Genomic DNA, 17,323 nt, shown 5'->3' on the forward strand with positions numbered 1-17,323 from the left:
CACCCCGAGGAACCGCCATGACCACGCCCACCACCGAGGCGCCCATCGCCGACTGGGTCGATCCCGCGGACCTGATGCGCGACCCCTACCCCACCTACCGACGGCTGGTGCGCGACATGCCCGTGGCCTGGGTACCGGCGCTCGGCCGATACCTGGTGACCGCGTCCGAGGCCTGCCGTGCCATCGAGGAGGACCAGGAAACATTCTCCGCTGCGGTGCGCGGTAGCGGCGCGACCATGGCCAGAGCCATGGGCGCGACGCCGATGCTGCGCAAGGACGACCCCGACCATGCCCGGGAACGCACAGCGATCAACACGACGCTGCGCCCGAAGAGCCTGCGAGCGCACTGGGCGCCGATCTTCGAGCGGAACGCGCGCACGCACCTGGAGACCCTGCGCTCCTGCGGCCCGGACGAGGCCGATCTCAACCGGGACTACGCGGCACCGGTGGCGTCGCAGAACCTCATCGACCTGCTGGGGCTCAGGGACGTGACCGTCGACGATCTCCGCCGGTGGTCCCACGCATTCATCGCAGGCACGGGAAATCTGCTCGACGACGCGGAGATATGGCGTCGCTGTGACGCAGCCCAAGACGAGGTCGATGCGCTACTGGCCGAGCTCATCCCGTTCTATCGGAAGGCGCCCGACGAATCCATCACCTCGGCGCTGATCGCGAGCGGTCTTCCCGTCGAGCAGGTCACCGCGAACGTCAAACTGGTGATCTCCGGCGGCATGAACGAGCCCCAGCACGCCGTGACGAACGCGGTCTGGGCGCTGTCCCGGCACCCCGCGCAGCGCCGCCGCGTCCTCGCCGACCCGTCCCTGTGGGCGAAGGTGTTCGACGAGGTCGTCCGCTGGCAGTCGCCGATCGGCATGTATCCGAGGGAGACCACTCGGGCGGTCACGCTGCACGGCGTGGCACTGCCGGCCGGAGCGCCCCTCGGGGTGGTCGTCGCTGCGGCCAACCGCGACCCGGACGCGTTCGCCCGTCCCGACGAGTTCGACATCGACCGTGAGCGCAGGCCGCACCTGGCGTTCGGCAGCGGCGTACACCTCTGCGCCGGGCACTGGGCCGCCCGGATCGCCATCGGCGACGTCGCGGTCCCGTTGCTGTACGCCGAGCTCCCGGACCTGCGCACGGACCCGCGGCGTCCCGAGTCCTGGGACGGCTGGGTCTTCCGCGGCTTGACCGAGCTGCCCGTGACTTGGCACGCGTGACCGCACCTCCCGGCACCGTCCGCCGCTCTCCCCGGCGGCGCCGTTTCACCTCGGTGCCGTTTCACCTCAACGAAGAGGAACAGAGAATGCCGAACACATCCCCATCGACGCCCTCGTCGACACCCCCATTCGCTGCACACACGACCGCACAGAACTCACGGCGCGTGGCCTTCGCGACGGTCATCGGTACGACCATCGAGTGGTACGACTTCTTCATCTACGGCACGGCCGCCGGGCTCGTGTTCACCCAGCTGTTCTTCGCACCGGCAGGTCCGCAGATCGGACTGCTGCTGTCGTTCGCGACCGTCGGGATCAGCTTCGTCTTCCGGCCGCTCGGCGCGTTCCTCGCCGGCCACTTCGGCGACCGCATCGGCAGACGCGCCATGCTCGTCATCACGCTGGTGATGATGGGCGGGGCGACGGCCGTCATCGGGCTCCTGCCGACCTACGAGGACGCGGGCGTACTCGCCCCGATCCTGCTGCTGGTCCTGCGCATCCTGCAGGGGATCTCGGCCGGTGGCGAGTGGGGCGGTGCCGTCCTGATGGCCGTCGAGCACGCCCCGGCACATCGTCGCGGCCGCGCGGGAGCGTTCCCGCAGATCGGCGTACCGCTCGGAATGCTGCTCGCCTCCGGTGTGACGGCGTTGATGACCGGCGTGATCGCGCCGGGACAGGCCTTCCTCGACTGGGGCTGGCGGATCCCGTTCCTGCTGAGCACGGTGTTGATCGGCGTGGGCTACGTGGTTCGGCGCGCCGTCGACGAAAGCCCCGTGTTCGCCGAGATGGCAGCGAAGAAGCAGCGCACCAAGGCGCCCATCGTCGAGCTGTTCCGCAGGCATTGGCTGCTCATCGTCCTCGCCGCCTTCGTCTTCGCGGGGAACAACGCCGCGGGGTACATGACCACCGGCGGCTTCATCACCAACTACGCCACCGACCCCGAAGGAGAGGTCGCGCTCGAGCGAACCCCGGTGCTGCTGGCCATCACCGGCGCGGCCGCCCTGTGGACCCTGACGACGTTCCTGTCGGGCATCATGGCCGACCGCTTCGGCCGTAAACGCACCTATCTGATCGGCTACGCCAGCCTGATCCTGACCGTGATCCCGATGTTCGCCCTGGTCAACACCGGCCGCATCTGGCCGCTCTTCCTGGGCCTCGCGCTGTTCACCGTCGGTCTGGGCCTCGCGTACGGCCCTCAGTCCGCCTGGTATGCCGAGATCTTCCCGGCCTCTGTGCGGTTCTCCGGGGTGGCGATCTCGTACGCGCTCGGCGCGATCCTCGGCGGTGCGTTCGCACCGATGATCGCCACGACGCTGGTCCAGGCGACCGGGAGCATCTACACGGTGGCCGGCTACCTGCTCGTCATGTTCGCGCTCGCCGTCGTCGCCTGCGCACTCCTGCGGGACCGCACCGGAATCGACCTCGGTGTCGACAACCAGGCCGAGCAGGAGCGCGGGGCGACCGTGTTCTCGCAGGCCGGCTCCTCGGCCGACCTGGCGGCACACGTGCGATAGGTCCCGGCCGCCCGCCCGACGTCGTCGACGGCGGGCGGCCGCACGGGGCTCGGCGTTCACCGCGACGCCGAGCCCGGCCGGGCGCGATACTCTCCGGGTTCGAGCGCCAACGTCGTCGCTACGGAAGGAGCGCGCATGACCGGATCAACGGTCGCGGGTGTGCGCGGCGAAGCCCCCCTGCCCCCGGTTGCCTTCGCCACCGAGTCGGTGCTCGCGTGGCAGCGCGTGGTGTCGTCGTCGTTCGTGCCCCTGGTGGTCGACGACCTCAGCGACGGGCGGTTCGCCGGCACCATTCGCGGCCGGGTCATCGACGGGGTGTTCTTCTCCCGACTGCGGGTCAGCCCCCACGAGGTGCACCGCACGCCGGCGCTCATCGACGCCTCCGAGCGGCTGTTCTACAAGATCATGCTGCTGGTCGACGGCCGCGGCGAGCTCGTACAGGACGCCCGCAGCGCGACGTTGGTGCCGGGAAGTGTGACCGTCTACGACACCGCACGGCCGTACGATCTGCGCTTCCCGGACCACGTCGACGCCGTCGTGATCATGTTTCCGCGCGATCTGATCGACCCGAGCCCCGACCACGTCCGCGCTATCACGGCGATCTCACTGGGCCCCGAGGAACGACTGACCAGGCTGGTCACCCCGCTGTTGACGGAGCTCTCCAGCGACTTCGGTGCACTGGAGGGACCCGTCGCAGCGCGGGTGGTACGCACCGCCGTGGACCTGATCTCCGCGCTGCTGAGCACCGCGGCCCTGGCCCACACCGCGGAGGGCGACCACGAGCACCTGTCGCTGATGCTGCGCATCCGCCAGTACATCACCGACAACCTCGGCGATGCCGACCTCAATCCGGACAGCATCGCCCGCGCGGTCTACATCTCCACGCGCCACCTGCATGCGCTTTTTCACGAGCAGGGCACGACCGTCTCGGCGTGGATCCGCGAACAACGGATCGACGCGATCCGCAGGGAACTGGCCGATCCGCTGCATGCCAACCGGTCGATCGCCGACATCGCCACCAGCTGGGGCTATCCGGACGCGTCCCATTTCTCGCGCACGTTCCGCCACCAGGTCGGGCTCTCGCCCAGCGCGTTCCGCCGCGCCGCACGGTCCGACGCGCGGCGCGGCGAACCGCGGCCGGCTCAGGGAGAGGCCACCGGATAGTCGAGCACGATCGCGCCCCCGGTGGCGTAGTTCGGCACATCGGCCTGCACCGCTTCGCCCTCCGGCGAGGACAACGCGGCCGCCAGTGTCTCGGCATCGGGGAAATCGGCCTCGAACACGGCGAAGTAGTTCTCCTCCGGCGCCGAACGCACCGACAGGCTGTACCGCCAATCGAGCATGCCCGGCAACTGCGCAGCCAGCGGCAGGTGCGTGTTCTCGTAGTACGACCGGAACGCCTCGGGGTCGGTCGGATGCGGGTAGAGGACCAACAGTTTGTGCATCAGTGCGCCTTCGCGTCGGTGGGATCCTGGCCGATCTCGGCATGGCGGGCGATCGCGGCGTCCACGCGTTCAGGGGTGGCCACCATGTCGCCGTTGCGGTGGGGATAGCTGAAGTTCTCGGTGAACTCGTCGCACAACGTGCGCATCTGCGACATCGCGCCGATGAGCTTCTGCAGATGCGGCGGCGTGGGCGTCTCGATCATGGTGTTCACCCATGTGCTCAGCCCGTCGACGCGTTCCCTGCGCCGCAATGCGACCTTCTGCGCAAAACGCTCGTCGACCACTCCGTCCTCGATGATCGCGTCCGCGGCCACCTGCGCCTCGAACGACGCGGAGTTGGCGCCCTGCCCGGTCACCGGGTCCACGGTGGCGTGCGCGTCGCCCAGGGCCAACACGACGGTTCCGTCGGCGAGCAGCCGGTAGTCCTCACGCACCACCGGGCGCACCGCGCCCTGCAGGATGTCACCGGGACGCATCAGGGCGAACCGGGATTCGTCGATGCGTTCGTACACCGTCGGGTGGTGTTCCTTCAGCTTCTCGAGGGTGAGCTTGCGGTAGGCCTCGGGGTCCTCGGACTGCTTCTGCGTCATCAGCACCTCGAGGTCGCCGCCGGGCACGTTCTCGAACAGCAACGCACTGGCCCAGCCGTCGAAAGTGGTGATGGGCAGGTCGAGCAGTTCGCCGTGACCGGGCGAGATGCTCAGGGTCACCGCGCGCGGTTCGGTCTGCGCCACGCCGTCCCAGAAGCCCACCGCCAGGTGCCGCTGCGGCTTCGCATAGGGCGAGACGTCGGGCCGTTCGCCGAAGTACTCCGCGAACGAGCGTTTGCCCGCGGCGACCACGATCAGGTCGTGCACGCGCGCGAGCCGGTCGAAGTCGGCGGGCTCGATCGAACGCTGCTCGATGGTCCCACCGCGCTCCTCGTACTCGGCCATCAACCGCGGCAGGTAGATCCGGTAGTCCAGCACCCGGGACGGGCGCAGGAAGTCGCCGCGGAACACCGGAGGACCGTCCGGAACGTTCAGGTGGTGGTAGTGCACCTGGTAGCCGTACTCGTCGGCAGGCCAGAAGTCGACGCCCATCGCCTGTTCCCTGGCGATGGTCGGCGCGTGGTGCGACACGCTGTTCTGCGGCGGTCCCGACGCGATCTGCTCGGCGGTCTGGTTCGTGTAGATCCGGGTGCGGACCCCGGCCTGCTGGAGCAGCAGCGCGAGGTGCAGCCCCGCCGTGCCCGCTCCGATGATCCCGATGTCTGGCATCTGCGTCTCCTCGTTGAGCCGTGCCCGTGGTAGCGCCGACGTGGTCGGCCGCCGTCATCCTGACGCGCGGAGTGCGTCCCGGCACAGCCTCACGTGCCGCTGTTCGCTCAGGCGCAGAAGCGGTGCACTGGCTGTCAACTCGCCGCACCGGCCGCCCTGCGATGCCCGGGTCGCACTGTCCAACGGACGCACGAGTCTGTGCAACCACGGCAAGGCAGCGGAATCGGGGTAGCGGCCGTCACCTCCGGTTGCGGACGCTGCGTGAGGCAGATGTACCTCCGGCGCCGACCCCACCGCATGTCGGCGACCCCGAAAGACAGGAGCGATCGACGATGACCGCACCGTCCACCGCAGCTGCTGCCTACGAGGACCCGGCCGAGCTCGCGCAGGTGCTGCGCGGCTGCCTCGGCCGGTTCGCGACCGGCGTCGCCGTGGTCACGTTCGACGGCGTGTCGAAACGCCACGGGCTGACGGTCAATTCGTTCACCTCGGTGTCGCTCGACCCGCCACTCGTGCTCGTGGCCATTCAGCGATCGGTGCGTGCCCACGCACTGCTGAGTGGCAGGCCGTTCACGGTCAACGTGCTCGGCGCCGACCAGCGTGACGTGGCGATGCACTTCGCGGGCAAGCCGAACCTCGAGCCCGACTGGGTCGAGGGTGCCTACGCTCCCCGGTTGGCCGGCCCCGCCTCGTGGTTCGAATGCACCCCGTGGGCCGAGCACGACGGCGGCGACCACACCCTGTTCCTGGGCCGGGTCGAACACTTCGGCCATCGCAGGGGCGACTGCCTGGCCTTCGTCGACGGCGGTTTCGTCACCATTCCCGAGGCGTGATCCCGGGCGGGTCCCCGGGTTGCCGGGGACCCGCGCGGGATCTCGTCCGGTCAGCCGCTGATGACCTGCGGCTGGCCGAGCTGTTTGAGCCCTTCGACACCGAACTCGAGGCCGTACCCGGACTGCTTGGCACCGCCGAACGGAACCCGGGGATCGATCGCCCCGTGCTTGTTGATCCAGACGGTGCCTGCCTCCAGGCGCGCGGCGATCGCCGTGGCCCGCTCCCGGTCGGCGGACCACACCGAGGCGCCCAGTCCGACGTCGAGTCCGTTGGCCATCGCCACGGCGTCGTCGACCGACGTGTACTTGACGATCGGAAGAACCGGGCCGAACTGCTCGCGCGCGACGAGCGGGTGCGCATTGTCGATGTCGGCCACGATGGTCGCCGGATAGAAGAACCCGCGCTGGTCGTCGGCCGGATTCCCGCCCACGACGATGCGGGCGCCCGCGTCCTTGGCCGCCTGGACCAGGTCGGCCACGATCTCGTACTGCGCCTTGTTCTGCAGCGGCCCGAGGACGTTCTCCTCGTCGAGACCGATTCCCATCGGTGTGGCCGCAGCGACGCGCGCCAGCGCGTCGACGACGTCGTCGTAGACGTCCTCGTGCACATACAGACGCTTGAGTGCGGCGCACGTCTGGCCGGTGTTGATGAACGCACCCCAGAACAGATCCTCGGCGATGGCCGTGGGGTCCACGTCCGGCAACACGATGCCGGCGTCGTTACCCCCGAGTTCGAGGGTCAACCGCTTCACCGTGTCCGCGGAGGACCGGATGATGGCCTTGCCGGTCTCGGTCGAGCCGGTGAACATGAGCTTGTCGACGCTCTCGTGTGCCACCAGCGCCTCCCCGACGTCGCGACCGCCGGAGACCACGTGGAGCACATCGGCGGGTAGCGCGGTGTTGAGCACGTGCACCAGCGCCAGTACCGACAGGGGCGTGTACTCCGACGGCTTGAGCACGACGGTGTTGCCCATGCGCAGCGCAGGCGCCAACTGCCAGACACTGATCATCATCGGCCAGTTCCACGGTCCGACGGCGCCCACGACCCCGAACGGCCGGTAGTGCAGTTCCGCGTCCTCTGCGACCGTCTCCGGTTCGAGCTCGAACGCAGCGGTGGCGCGCAGCCACCCCACGCACGCATCGACCTCGAACCGCGCATTGGGCCCGTTGAGCGGTTTTCCCTGCTCCCGCGACAGCAGCACCGCTAGCGCCTCCGCGTTGTCCTCGACCGCCTGCGCAGCCCGGGTGAGCAGGGCGCTGCGCTCGGCGTGTCCCCGTGCTGCCCACGCCGGTTGGGCCGCGCGGGCGGCCTCGACAGCCGCATCCAGCTGCGCGCGATCGTGCTCAGGAGCCCGCCCGACGGGCTCACCGGTGGCCGGGTCCACGATCTCCCTGCCACCCGTGGACGGCTGCACAGCGGTGAGCAGGTCCTCGGCCTTCGCGAACATGATGTTCTCCATTCTCGACGGACCGGCGGTTCAGACGCCGGCGTAACGCTCGCCGCCGACGAGGTTCTCGAAGAACGTCGCGAGTTCGTCGGTGGCCGCGAGCGGAAGGATGGTCGCGACGTAGTGATCCGGGCGGACGACCACGACGACGCCGTCGCGGTCGATGCCGCGTCCCTCGAAGATGTCCTCGGCCGGGTCGGCGGCGTAGACCTTCTCGTAGTCGACGCACGCGTACGGACCGACCTGCGGCAGGTACGCCCTCGGCACCGCGTTCATCTCGACGCCCACATGGTCCTGCTGGTAGACGACCTTGACGTCGAACCAGGCGTCGATGTCGGCACCCTCGGGCGTACGGGCCAGCGGCGAGCGCGGCGAGGAGGTGAGCCAGTCCGCGAAACGGGTGGCCTTCGACGGCTCCCCTGCGGCCGGACGGTCGGCGAACACGTAGATCCGCCAGCGCCCGTCCGCCCGGTGGTGGTGCCCGAGATGCACCGGGTTCGCATCGCACACTCGCGTCACCGGGTGGGACTTGAAACGTTTGCCGATCGGAAAACCCGTCGCCAGTTCCTGGTACGTGGCCTCGCCGGTGATCAGCGACCGCTCGTACCGGGTCATCATTCCGGCGGGGAACTCCGCGGTCTTGACGTAGAAGTCGGCCAGGGCGTTCGGGTCACCGAGTTCGTCGGGCTTGGCGGCCATCATGCTCGACCATTCCCGGTCGAAGTCGATCAGGTTCTGCGCGATGACCTGCCGTTCGGCCGAGTAGGTTTCCAGCAGCGACTCCGGGGCACGGCCGTCGAGCACGTGTCCCAGTTTCCACGCGATGTTCCATCCGTCCTGAATGGACACGTTCATGCCCTGGCCGGCCTTGGCGCTGTGCGTGTGGCAGGCATCGCCGGTGATGAACACCCGCGGCGTACGAGTGCCCACGAGTTCGGCCGGCACGTCGTCGAACCTGTCGGCGATCCGGTGACCCACCTCGTACACGCTGCGCCAGCAGACGTGCTTCACGGTCAGCGTGTACGGGTGCAGGATTCGATTCGCCCGCGCCTCCACCTCGGCCTGGGTGGTCTCCCGGACCTTTCCGTGGTCGTCCTCGGAGACCTCACCGAGGTCGACGTACATCCGGAACAGGTGGTTGCCCTCCCGCGGGATGTGCAGGATGCTCCCGCCGTCGTGGGACTGGATGGCGCATTTGGTGCGGATGTCGGGAAAATCGGTCTCGGCGAGTACGTCCATCACGCCCCAGGCGTGGTTGGCCTGGTCGCCGACCAGTTCCCGTCCGATCGCCTCGCGCACCCGGCTGCGCGCGCCGTCGCAACCGACCACGTACTTCGCCCGGACGATCCGCTCCTGCCCCTCCTTCGGGCCCGTGCTGCGGCGCAACGTCACCGTGACCGGGTACTCCCCCTCGTCGGCGACCTCGCACGTGACGAACTCGTATCCGTAGTCGGGTTCCAGCCTCGCCGGCGCGTTGCGCGCGGCCTCCGCGAAGTAGTCCAGCACGCGCGCCTGGTTGACGATCAGGTGCGGGAACTCGCTGACGCCCGCCTCGTCGTCGGGAGCACGGGACGTGCGCACGATGTTCTCGGGGTTGTCCGGATCCGGCGCCCAGAAGCACATCTCGGTGATCCGGTAGGCCTCCTCGGTGATCCGCCCGGCGAACCCGAACGCCTGGAACGTCTCGACGCTGCGCGCCTGGATGCCGTCGGCCTGCCCGACCTCCAACCGTCCCGGACGGCGTTCGACCACCCGGGTCACGATGTGCGGGAAGTGGGCGAGCTGAGCGGCGGCGACCATCCCGGCGGGGCCGCTGCCCACGATGAGCACATCGACCTCGTCGGGAAGCTCGGACGGTCGATCCACACCGGTCCCGGCAGCCGGCTGAACGCGGGGATCACCGGAAACGTAGCCGTGATGGTGGAACTGCACGATGTCTCCTCACGTCATTGCGAGAATGTCGGCGTTTCTGCGCTGCGAACAGCCTTCACGCATAGGGGTTGGGCATCAGGGTGTACTTGGTCTCCAGGTACTCCTGGATCCCTTCGTGGGAGCCCTCGCGACCGAGACCGGACTGCTTGACGCCGCCGAACGGCGCGGCCGCGTTGGAGACGACCCCGACGTTGAGGCCCATCATCCCGGTGTCGATCTCGTCGATCAGGCGTTGACCGCGGCGGGTGTCGCGCGTGTAGGCGTAGCCGACGAGTCCGTAGGGAGTGGCGTTGGCGAGTTCGACCGCTTCCTCCTCCGAGGAGAAGGTGGTGATCGCCAGCACCGGCCCGAAGATCTCCTGCCGCATCACCTCCGCGTCCGGCGGCACGTCGGTGAGCACGGTCGGCGCGTAGAAGGTGCCCGGACCGTCTCCGCTGGACCCGCCGGTGCGGACCCGCGCGCCGCGGCCGACCGCGTCGTCGACGAGGGCCGCCACGCTGTCGACGGCCTTGCGGTCGATCAGCGGCCCGATGTCGACGCCGTCGTCCGTGCCGCGTCCGACCCGCAGCGCCGCAACGCGTTCGGTGACGCGCCGGCTGAACTCCTCGGCCACGGCCTCGTGGACGTAGAAGCGATTGGCGGCGGTGCAGGCCTGTCCGATGTTGCGGAACTTGGCGGCCAGCGCGCCGTCGACCGCCGCATCCAGGTCGGCGTCGTCGAAGACGAGGAACGGCGCGTTGCCACCCAGCTCCATGCTGGTGCGCAGCACTCCCCCGGCGGCCTGCTCGAGCAACCGGACACCGACCTCGGTCGAACCGGTGAACGACAGCTTCCGCAACCGGGGGTCGGTGATCAGCGGACCGCACACGGCACCGGACTTCGTCGTCGTCACCACGTTGACCACGCCCTCCGGCACTCCCGCCTGCTCCAGCAGCCGGGTCAGCATCAGGGTGGTCAGCGGGGTCAGAGCGGGTGGTTTGATCACGACCGTGCAGCCTGCGGCCAGTGCCGGCGCGATCTTCCGGGTCGCCATGGCCAGCGGGAAGTTCCACGGCGTGATGAGCAGCGAAGGGCCGACCGGCCGGTGGGTCACCACCATCTGGCCGTTGCCCTCGGGGCTGGCACCGTAGCGGCCGTCGATGCGGACCGCTTCCTCACTGAACCACCGCAGGAACTCTCCGCCGTAGCCGACCTCACCACGTGCCTCGTGCAGTGGCTTGCCCATCTCCAGCGTCATCAGCAGGGCGAGGTCGTCGGCGTGCTCCTGCACCAGGTCGAAGGTTCGGCGCAGGATCTCGGCGCGATGCCGCGCCGGGGTACGGGCCCATGCCCGTGCGGCGTCCACGGCAGCGTCCAACGCGGCGCCGCCCTCCGCGGGCTCGGCGTCAGCCACCTCGGCGATCACCGCTCCGGTGGCGGGATCGTGCACCGGAAAGGTGCCCCCGCTTCCCCTCATCCACCGTCCGGCGACGAACAGGTCGGTGGGAACCCCAGCCAGAAGTTCGTGCTCTGTCCCGGTCACAGCGAGGCTCCCAGTTTGAATCCCTGGTCCTCGTCGCCCTTGCGGGTGTAGGAGAAACCGTCCGCGCCGACCGTGACGGCCATTTCGCTGCTGTCGGTGCGCTTCACGAGCGGCTGCGGGTTTCCGTCGAGGTCCAGCACCGGCGAGGCCTCGGTGTACCACGACGGCACGACGGGGTTACCCCACCAGTCGCGCCGCTGGTTGTCGTGCACGTCCCAGGTCACCGTCGGGTTGTCGGGGTCGCCGGTGTAGTAGTCCTGGGTGTAGATCTCCACCCGGTGCCCGTCGGGGTCGCGAATGTAGAGGTAGAAGGCGTTCGACACGCCATGACGGCCGGGCCCGCGTTCGATCACGTCGGACATCCGCAGCGCCCCGAGTTTGTCGCAAATGGACAGGATGTTGTGTTTCTCGTGCGTGGCGAAGGCGATGTGGTGCAGCCGCGGTCCGTCGCCCCCGGTGAGGGCGGTGTCGTGCACGGTGTCCTTGCGCCGCAGCCACGCCGCGTAGGTGGTGCCCTCGTCGTCCTTGATGTCCTCGGTCACCCGGAAACCCAGCTCCTCCAGGTACTTCCGGCCTGCGGGAACGTCGGGGGTGACCTGGTTGAAGTGGTCGAGGCGCACCAGCGCGCCCGGGGTGTAGAGGTCGTACCGCCACGCGAGCCGCTCGACGTGGGTGACCTCGTAGAAGAACTCGTACGGGAAACCCAGCGGATCGGTCACGCGCACGGAATCGCCGATGCCCTTGGCGAAACCGCCGCCGCGACGTTCGGTACGGCACCCACGCGCGGCGAACCACGCCTCGGCGCGGTCCACGTCCTCCGGAGTGCGCACCCGGTAGGAGAACGCCGCGGCCGCGGCCACCGGCCCCTTGCGCAGGACCAGGTTGTGGTGGATGAACTCCTCCAGCGTGCGCAGGTAGATCGCCTCGTCGTCCTCCTCCGTGACGACCATGCCGAGCACGTCGACGTAGAACGCGCGTGCCCGGGCCAGGTCGGTGACCACCAGGTCGAGGTAGGCGCAGCGCACGATGTCCGGAGGCATCGGACCCGCTGGAGTTTCCGAGACAGTCATCGTTGAACAGTCCTTCGTGTGCGTGGCGCTCAGGCGCCGAACTTGGGGGTGTGGGCGGGAGCCAGCGAGATGTGCATGGCCTGCTGGTCGGAGTAGAAGTCCAGCGAGCGGTAACCGCCCTCGTGACCGAGGCCGGAGGCCTTCACACCGCCGAACGGGGTGCGCAGGTCCCGGACGTTGTGCGAGTTCAACCAGACCATGCCCGCGTCGATGCGCTGGCCGAAGTTGTGGGCCCGCTCCAGGTTCGAGGTCCACACGTAGGCGGCCAGTCCGTACTTGACGTCGTTGGCCAGCCGCAGTGCTTCCTCGTCGGTGTCGAACGGAGTGATCGCCACGACCGGTCCGAAGATCTCCTCCTGGAAGATGCGCGCCGTCGGCGGCACGTCCACGAACACGGTCGGCTGCACGTAGTTCCCGGTTTCCAGCCCCTCCGGACGGCCACCGCCCGCGGCCAGCGTCGCTTCGGTCTTGCCGATCTCGATGTACTCGGTGACCTTCGCGTAGTGCTCCGGGTGCACCAGCGCGCCGACCTCGGTGGCCGGATCGTGCGGATCACCGACCTTGATGTTCTTCGCCCGCTCGGAGTACCGGCGTACGAACTCGTCGTAGACGGAACGTTCGACCAGGATGCGGCTTCCGGCCGTGCAGCGCTCCCCGTTGAGCGAGAACACGCCGAACACCGTCGAGTCGATCGCCGCGTCCAGGTCGGCGTCGGCGAACACCACGGCCGGGCTCTTGCCGCCCAGCTCCATCGACAGTCCCTTGAGCGTCGGGGCCGCATTGGCGAAGATCAGGCTGCCGGTTGCGGATTCGCCGGTGAACGAGATCAGCCGCACGTCCTCGTGCTTGACCAACGCATCCCCTGCCTCCTCCCCGAAACCGTTGACGAGGTTGAACACGCCGTCGGGAACCCCGGCCTCGCGGAAGATCTCCGGCCACAACCCGGCCGACAGCGGCGTGAACTCAGCGGGTTTGAGCACCACCGTGCACCCGGAAGCCAGCGCGGGGGCCAGCTTCCAGCTCTCCAGCATGAACGGCGTGTTCCACGGCGTGATCAGCCCCGCGACGCCCTTCGGCTTGCGGTTGACGTAGTTGACCTGCTTGCCGGGCACCTTGTAGGTGTCGTCGGCCTGGGCGACGATCAGGTCGGCGAAGAACCGGAAGTTCTCCGCGGCGCGCTTGGCCTGCCCGAGCGCCTGCGTGATCGGCAACCCGGTGTCGAAGGTCTCCAGCTCGGCGAGCCGTTCATTGCGTGTCTCGACAATGTCGGCGATCCGGTAGAGCACCCGGGCCCGCTCGCGCGGGAGCATCCCCGGCCACGGACCTTCCTCGAAGGCTTGGCGAGCCACGGCCACCGCACGATCGATGTCGGCCTGTTTGCCTGCCGAGGCCTCGAGATAGGTCTCGTTCGACACGGGGTCGAGGACGCCGAAGGTGCCGCCCTCGACGCTGTCGACGAACTCCCCGCCGATGAAGTGCTGAATGCGCTTGGGCAGATTCTCCGGTACGTGCTGAATGCTCATGCTCGGTTCCCTCCAGCGATAGTGTCGGCGCCGGTGACCGGCGACAGGTAGTCGGCTCCCTCGTCGAGCAGGGCGCGGATCTTGTCCTTGCCCGCGTCGGTCGGGGTGATCAGCGGCGAGCGGACATGGCCGGAGCGGATCAGGCCCCGCTGGGCCAGCACCCACTTGACCGGCGCCGGGTTGGTCTCGACGAAGATCAGGTCGACCAGCGGATGCACGCCGTAGTGGATGTCCAGCGCCTCATCCATGCGTCCACTGTGGAAGGCGTCGTACATCTTCTTCGTCGCCGCGGGTGCGATGTTGGCCGTGGCGCTGACGAAACCGGTGCCGCCCAGTGCCAGCAGCGGCAGACACAACAGCTCGATCCCGGACCACACCAGCAGATCCCGGCCTGCGGCCTTGATGACGCGCGAGAAGTGCTCGAAGTCCTTGGTCGTCTCCTTGATGCCGACGAAGTTCGGCACGTCGCGGTGCAACCGGGCCACCGTCTCCGGTGCGATCTCCACGGCGGTGCGGCTGGGCACGTTGTAGGCGATGATCGGCAGCTCGGGGTATTCCTCGGCCACCGTCTTGTACCAGACGTAGAGCGCCTCCTGGGTGGGACGCGCGTAGTACGGGGTGATGACCAGCGCCGCGTCCACGCCCGCGTCGTAGGCCGCACCGGTGAGCGCGATCGTCTCGTCCAACTTGGCCGATCCGGTTCCCGGCACGACCGGCGCACGCCCGTCGACCGTCTTGAGGACCGTGCGGATCGCGTCGGCGCGCTCGTCGATGGTCTGCGCGCTGGGTTCGCCCGTGGAGCCGCCGATGGACACCCCGTCGGAGCCCTGCTTCAGCTGCCAGTTCACCAGATTGGCCAGGGACTCGTGGTCCACCGCGCCGTCGTCGGTGAACGGGGTGATCACCGGGGCGATCGACCCGGTCAGTTGCTCGGGGCGGGTGCGCCAGTTCGTCATTGCGTTCCTTCCTGTCCTGTTCGCTCCGCCTCGTAGCGGCGACGCCATTCGCCGGTCAGCGGATACAGCCCGTCGACCGCGGCACCGTCGGCCACCCTGGCGGCGATCCACTCCTCTTCGGCCTCCTGCTCGATCGCGGCGTCGAGCACCTCGTCGAGCAAGGCGGGCGGGATGACCAGCACACCGTCGTCGTCACCGACGATGACGTCGCCCGGCTGCACGGTCGCACCGCCGCAGGCCACCGTGATGTCGCTGTCCCACGGCACGTGCCTGCGCCCGAGCACCGCCGGGTGCGGACCGTTGGAGAACGTGGGGATCTCCAGGTCGGCGACAGCGGCGTAGTCCCGCACCCCGCCGTCGGTGACGATGCCCGCCGCGCCCAACACCTGCGCGCGCAACGCGAGGATGTCGCCGACGGTGCCGGTGCCGCGTTCCCCGCGCGCCTCGACCACCAGCACGTCGCCCGGAGTCAGCGCATCGAACGCGCGCTTCTGCGCGTTGTAGCCACCGCCGTGGCTGCGGAACAGGTCCTCCCTGGCCGGAACGAACCGCAACGTACGAGCGCGCCCGATGAGTTTGGCGCCGGGCTTGTTGGTCCGCACGCCGTCGATGGACACCTGGTTGTAGCCGTGCTTGCGCAGTTGGGCCGACAGCGTGGCCACCGCGACCCGCTGCAGCTTGGCCCGGTGTTCGTCGGTGAGTTCGAACGGAGCAGGCAGACCGGCGGCCTCGGCGCTGCCCCACGCCTCCGCGCGCTGGTGGTCGTCGACCGACGGCTGTGCACTGAACTCCGGGAGCGGCTCGGTGCCTTCCACGACGGTCGTGCGCAACCTGCCGGTCGTGTGCTCGGTGCCGGGCACGTCCACCTCGACCTCGACGACGTCACCCGGCGCGACCACCGACGCACCGGCGGGCGTACCGGTGAGCACGACGTCACCTGGTTCGAGGGTGATCAACTGGGACAGATCGGCGACCAGCTCGCCGAAGGGAAAGACGACGGTGCCCGCCGAATCGTCCTGGACCAGCCGGTCCCCGACCCAGGCACGGACCCGCAGGGCCGCCGGGTCGAACCGGTCGGCGGGGATCAGGTCCGGACCGAGCGGCGTGTAGCCGTCGCCGCCCTTGGACCGCAGGTTCGAACCCTTGTCCGCGGCGCGGAGGTCGTAGAGGCCGAGGTCGTTCGCTGCGGTCACCGCAGCGACGTGGCTCCAGCCTTCCTCCTTCGACACCCGCCGGGCCGTCGTGCCGATGACCAGTGCGATCTCGGCCTCGAAGGCCAACAACTCGGCACCGGGCGGGCGTTCCACCTTCCCGGCGGTGACCGCCAGGGACGTCACCGGCTTGAGGAAGTACGACGGCTTCGACGGCGCCCGTCCACGCTGGGCTATCCGCGACGGGTAGTTCAGGTGCACCGCGATGACCTTGCCCGGCCGCCCGACGAGCGGGTGGTGAGCGAGGCCGTCGGCTGAAGAACGCACTGCATCGGACGACATGCCGCAGGATCGTATACGATGACATATCTGATCACAACCGAAGACGGACACGCATCTCCGGGCGCGGACCACGGTCCGGCAAAATGGAACGTCGATCGTCGAAACGAGGGCTCATGACTAGCGATGCACCGGCCGAAGGCATGACCACCAGCAAGTCACAGCTGGCGTACGAGTGGCTTCGCGACCGGATCGTCTCGCACCGCTTCACGCCCGGCTACCGGTTGGTGCTCAGCCAGCTCGCCGCCGAACTCGGCGTGAGTACCGTCCCGGTCCGCGAGGCCGTCCGCCGACTCGAAGCCGAGGGCCTGGTCACCTACGAGAAGAACGTCGGCGCGCAGGTCGCCCTGGTCGACGAGGGCGAGTACGTCACCACCATGCAGACCCTCGCCGTCGTCGAGGGCGCCGCCACCGGCTTTTCCGCACCCCTGTTGACCGCCGACGAGGTGGCCACAGCGCGCGAGATCAACCAGCGCATGCGCGACAGCCTCGAGCACTTCGACCCGCGCCGCTTCACCGAGCTCAACGAGGAGTTCCACAAGGCCCTGTTCCTCCACTGCCCGAACGAGCACCTGATCGACCTGGTGCACCGCGGTTGGAGCCGGCTACGGATGCTGCGCAACTCGACCTTCAGCTTCGTTCCCGGCCGTGCCGTCGAGTCCGTCGCCGAGCACGACGAGCTGGTCGACCTGATCGAGAACAAGGCCGATCCCATCGAGATCGAACTCGCCGCCCGCCGCCACCGCACCGCCACGCTCGAGGCCATGCTGACGTTCCAACACGCCCACGACTAGCGTGGGACGCACCGTAGCCCGACGGACAGAAGCACATCCGGTCGCTTCACCTGTGCTGCGGTGGCGAAGTCCCCAGCCGTTAAGGGCACGTCCGACACGTCCACAATTCAGTTTCGGTGTTTAGTTAGTTTTTTGAGCTTTACTTGGTTAGATGTGGTGGCTCACACTGTGGCCGGTCCTGCAAGGAGGGCGACGCCAACGAGGACCGTGGACATGAGTGAGTCGCGGCCGACCCCCGACGGCCCAGTGGGTAAGGCCCCCGAATCTCCGGGCGTTCTGCTGTCGGTTCTGGGCGTATCCGGGATGCCTGTCGAATCCTTGCG

The 17,323-nt window shown here is 68.7% G+C and carries 14 protein-coding genes; 5 read left to right on the forward strand and 9 right to left on the reverse strand.

All coding sequences use genetic code 11. The annotated features are described in order from the left end of the window. Positions 1-17: 17 nt before the first annotated feature. The 3 genes from IF64_RS0111300 (at position 18) to IF64_RS0111310 (ending at position 3,892) form a co-directional block, all read left to right on the forward strand. Positions 18-1,217 carry a cytochrome P450 gene (locus IF64_RS0111300; protein WP_030532023.1) on the forward strand — a complete coding sequence of 400 codons (1,200 nt, stop codon included), beginning with the start codon at positions 18-20 and terminating at the stop codon, positions 1,215-1,217. Between the two features lie 164 nt (positions 1,218-1,381). Further along, a complete protein-coding gene (locus IF64_RS0111305) occupies positions 1,382-2,728 on the forward strand; it encodes an MFS transporter (protein ID WP_048807856.1) in 1,347 nt (448 codons plus the stop codon). A 135-nt stretch (positions 2,729-2,863) separates the two neighbouring features. Continuing rightward, positions 2,864-3,892, forward strand: a complete 1,029-nt coding sequence (locus tag IF64_RS0111310) for an AraC-like ligand-binding domain-containing protein (protein WP_048807857.1) — start codon at positions 2,864-2,866, stop codon at positions 3,890-3,892. Here the strand turns inward: IF64_RS0111310 and IF64_RS0111315 are convergent. After that, on the reverse strand, positions 3,871-4,173 hold the full coding sequence (locus IF64_RS0111315) for an EthD family reductase (protein ID WP_030532026.1): 303 nt from the start codon (positions 4,171-4,173) through the stop codon (positions 3,871-3,873). The two genes, IF64_RS0111310 and IF64_RS0111315, sit on opposite strands and share 22 nt — an antisense overlap. Then, positions 4,173-5,432 carry a styrene monooxygenase/indole monooxygenase family protein gene (locus tag IF64_RS0111320; protein ID WP_030532027.1) on the reverse strand — a complete coding sequence of 420 codons (1,260 nt, stop codon included), beginning with the start codon at positions 5,430-5,432 and terminating at the stop codon, positions 4,173-4,175. The genes IF64_RS0111315 and IF64_RS0111320 overlap by 1 nt, the downstream gene beginning before the upstream one ends. Before the next feature lie 332 nt (positions 5,433-5,764). Here IF64_RS0111320 and IF64_RS0111325 point away from each other — a divergent pair, with 332 nt between their 5' ends. Beyond that, positions 5,765-6,265 (forward strand): flavin reductase family protein, encoded by a 501-nt coding sequence (locus tag IF64_RS0111325; protein WP_051757737.1) that lies wholly within the window; start codon positions 5,765-5,767, stop codon positions 6,263-6,265. A 50-nt stretch (positions 6,266-6,315) separates the two neighbouring features. Here IF64_RS0111325 and IF64_RS0111330 read toward each other — a convergent pair whose 3' ends face one another. Genes IF64_RS0111330 through IF64_RS0111360 form a run of 7 tightly spaced genes read right to left on the reverse strand, consistent with a single transcriptional unit; the run spans position 6,316 to position 16,209 of the window. Next, positions 6,316-7,713, reverse strand: coding sequence for an aldehyde dehydrogenase family protein (locus tag IF64_RS0111330; protein ID WP_036876383.1), 1,398 nt, complete (start codon positions 7,711-7,713; stop codon positions 6,316-6,318). A gap of 30 nt (positions 7,714-7,743) precedes the next feature. After that, positions 7,744-9,645 carry an FAD-binding monooxygenase gene (locus IF64_RS0111335; protein ID WP_030532030.1) on the reverse strand — a complete coding sequence of 634 codons (1,902 nt, stop codon included), beginning with the start codon at positions 9,643-9,645 and terminating at the stop codon, positions 7,744-7,746. Between the two features lie 55 nt (positions 9,646-9,700). Continuing rightward, a complete protein-coding gene (locus IF64_RS0111340) occupies positions 9,701-11,167 on the reverse strand; it encodes an NAD-dependent succinate-semialdehyde dehydrogenase (RefSeq protein ID WP_030532031.1) in 1,467 nt (488 codons plus the stop codon). Continuing rightward, a complete protein-coding gene (gene hpaD, locus IF64_RS0111345) occupies positions 11,164-12,237 on the reverse strand; it encodes a 3,4-dihydroxyphenylacetate 2,3-dioxygenase (RefSeq protein ID WP_051757738.1) in 1,074 nt (357 codons plus the stop codon). Before hpaD ends, IF64_RS0111340 begins: the two co-directional genes overlap by 4 nt. Before the next feature lie 29 nt (positions 12,238-12,266). Then, positions 12,267-13,760, reverse strand: coding sequence for a 5-carboxymethyl-2-hydroxymuconate semialdehyde dehydrogenase (gene hpaE / locus IF64_RS0111350; RefSeq protein WP_030532033.1), 1,494 nt, complete (start codon positions 13,758-13,760; stop codon positions 12,267-12,269). Beyond that, positions 13,757-14,716 (reverse strand): 4-hydroxy-tetrahydrodipicolinate synthase, encoded by a 960-nt coding sequence (gene dapA, locus IF64_RS0111355; RefSeq protein WP_030532034.1) that lies wholly within the window; start codon positions 14,714-14,716, stop codon positions 13,757-13,759. Before dapA ends, hpaE begins: the two co-directional genes overlap by 4 nt. Beyond that, the gene (locus IF64_RS0111360) at positions 14,713-16,209 is read right to left on the reverse strand and encodes a fumarylacetoacetate hydrolase family protein (RefSeq protein ID WP_030532035.1); all 1,497 of its coding nucleotides are present in this window, start codon (positions 16,207-16,209) and stop codon (positions 14,713-14,715) included. Before IF64_RS0111360 ends, dapA begins: the two co-directional genes overlap by 4 nt. 113 nt (positions 16,210-16,322) lie before the next feature. Here IF64_RS0111360 and IF64_RS0111365 point away from each other — a divergent pair, with 113 nt between their 5' ends. Continuing rightward, positions 16,323-17,000 carry a GntR family transcriptional regulator gene (locus IF64_RS0111365; RefSeq protein ID WP_036876289.1) on the forward strand — a complete coding sequence of 226 codons (678 nt, stop codon included), beginning with the start codon at positions 16,323-16,325 and terminating at the stop codon, positions 16,998-17,000. The last annotated feature ends 323 nt before the right edge of the window (positions 17,001-17,323 follow it).

It is taken from the genome of Prauserella rugosa (assembly GCF_000719975.1).
GTDB classification, from domain to species: domain Bacteria; phylum Actinomycetota; class Actinomycetes; order Mycobacteriales; family Pseudonocardiaceae; genus Prauserella; species Prauserella rugosa.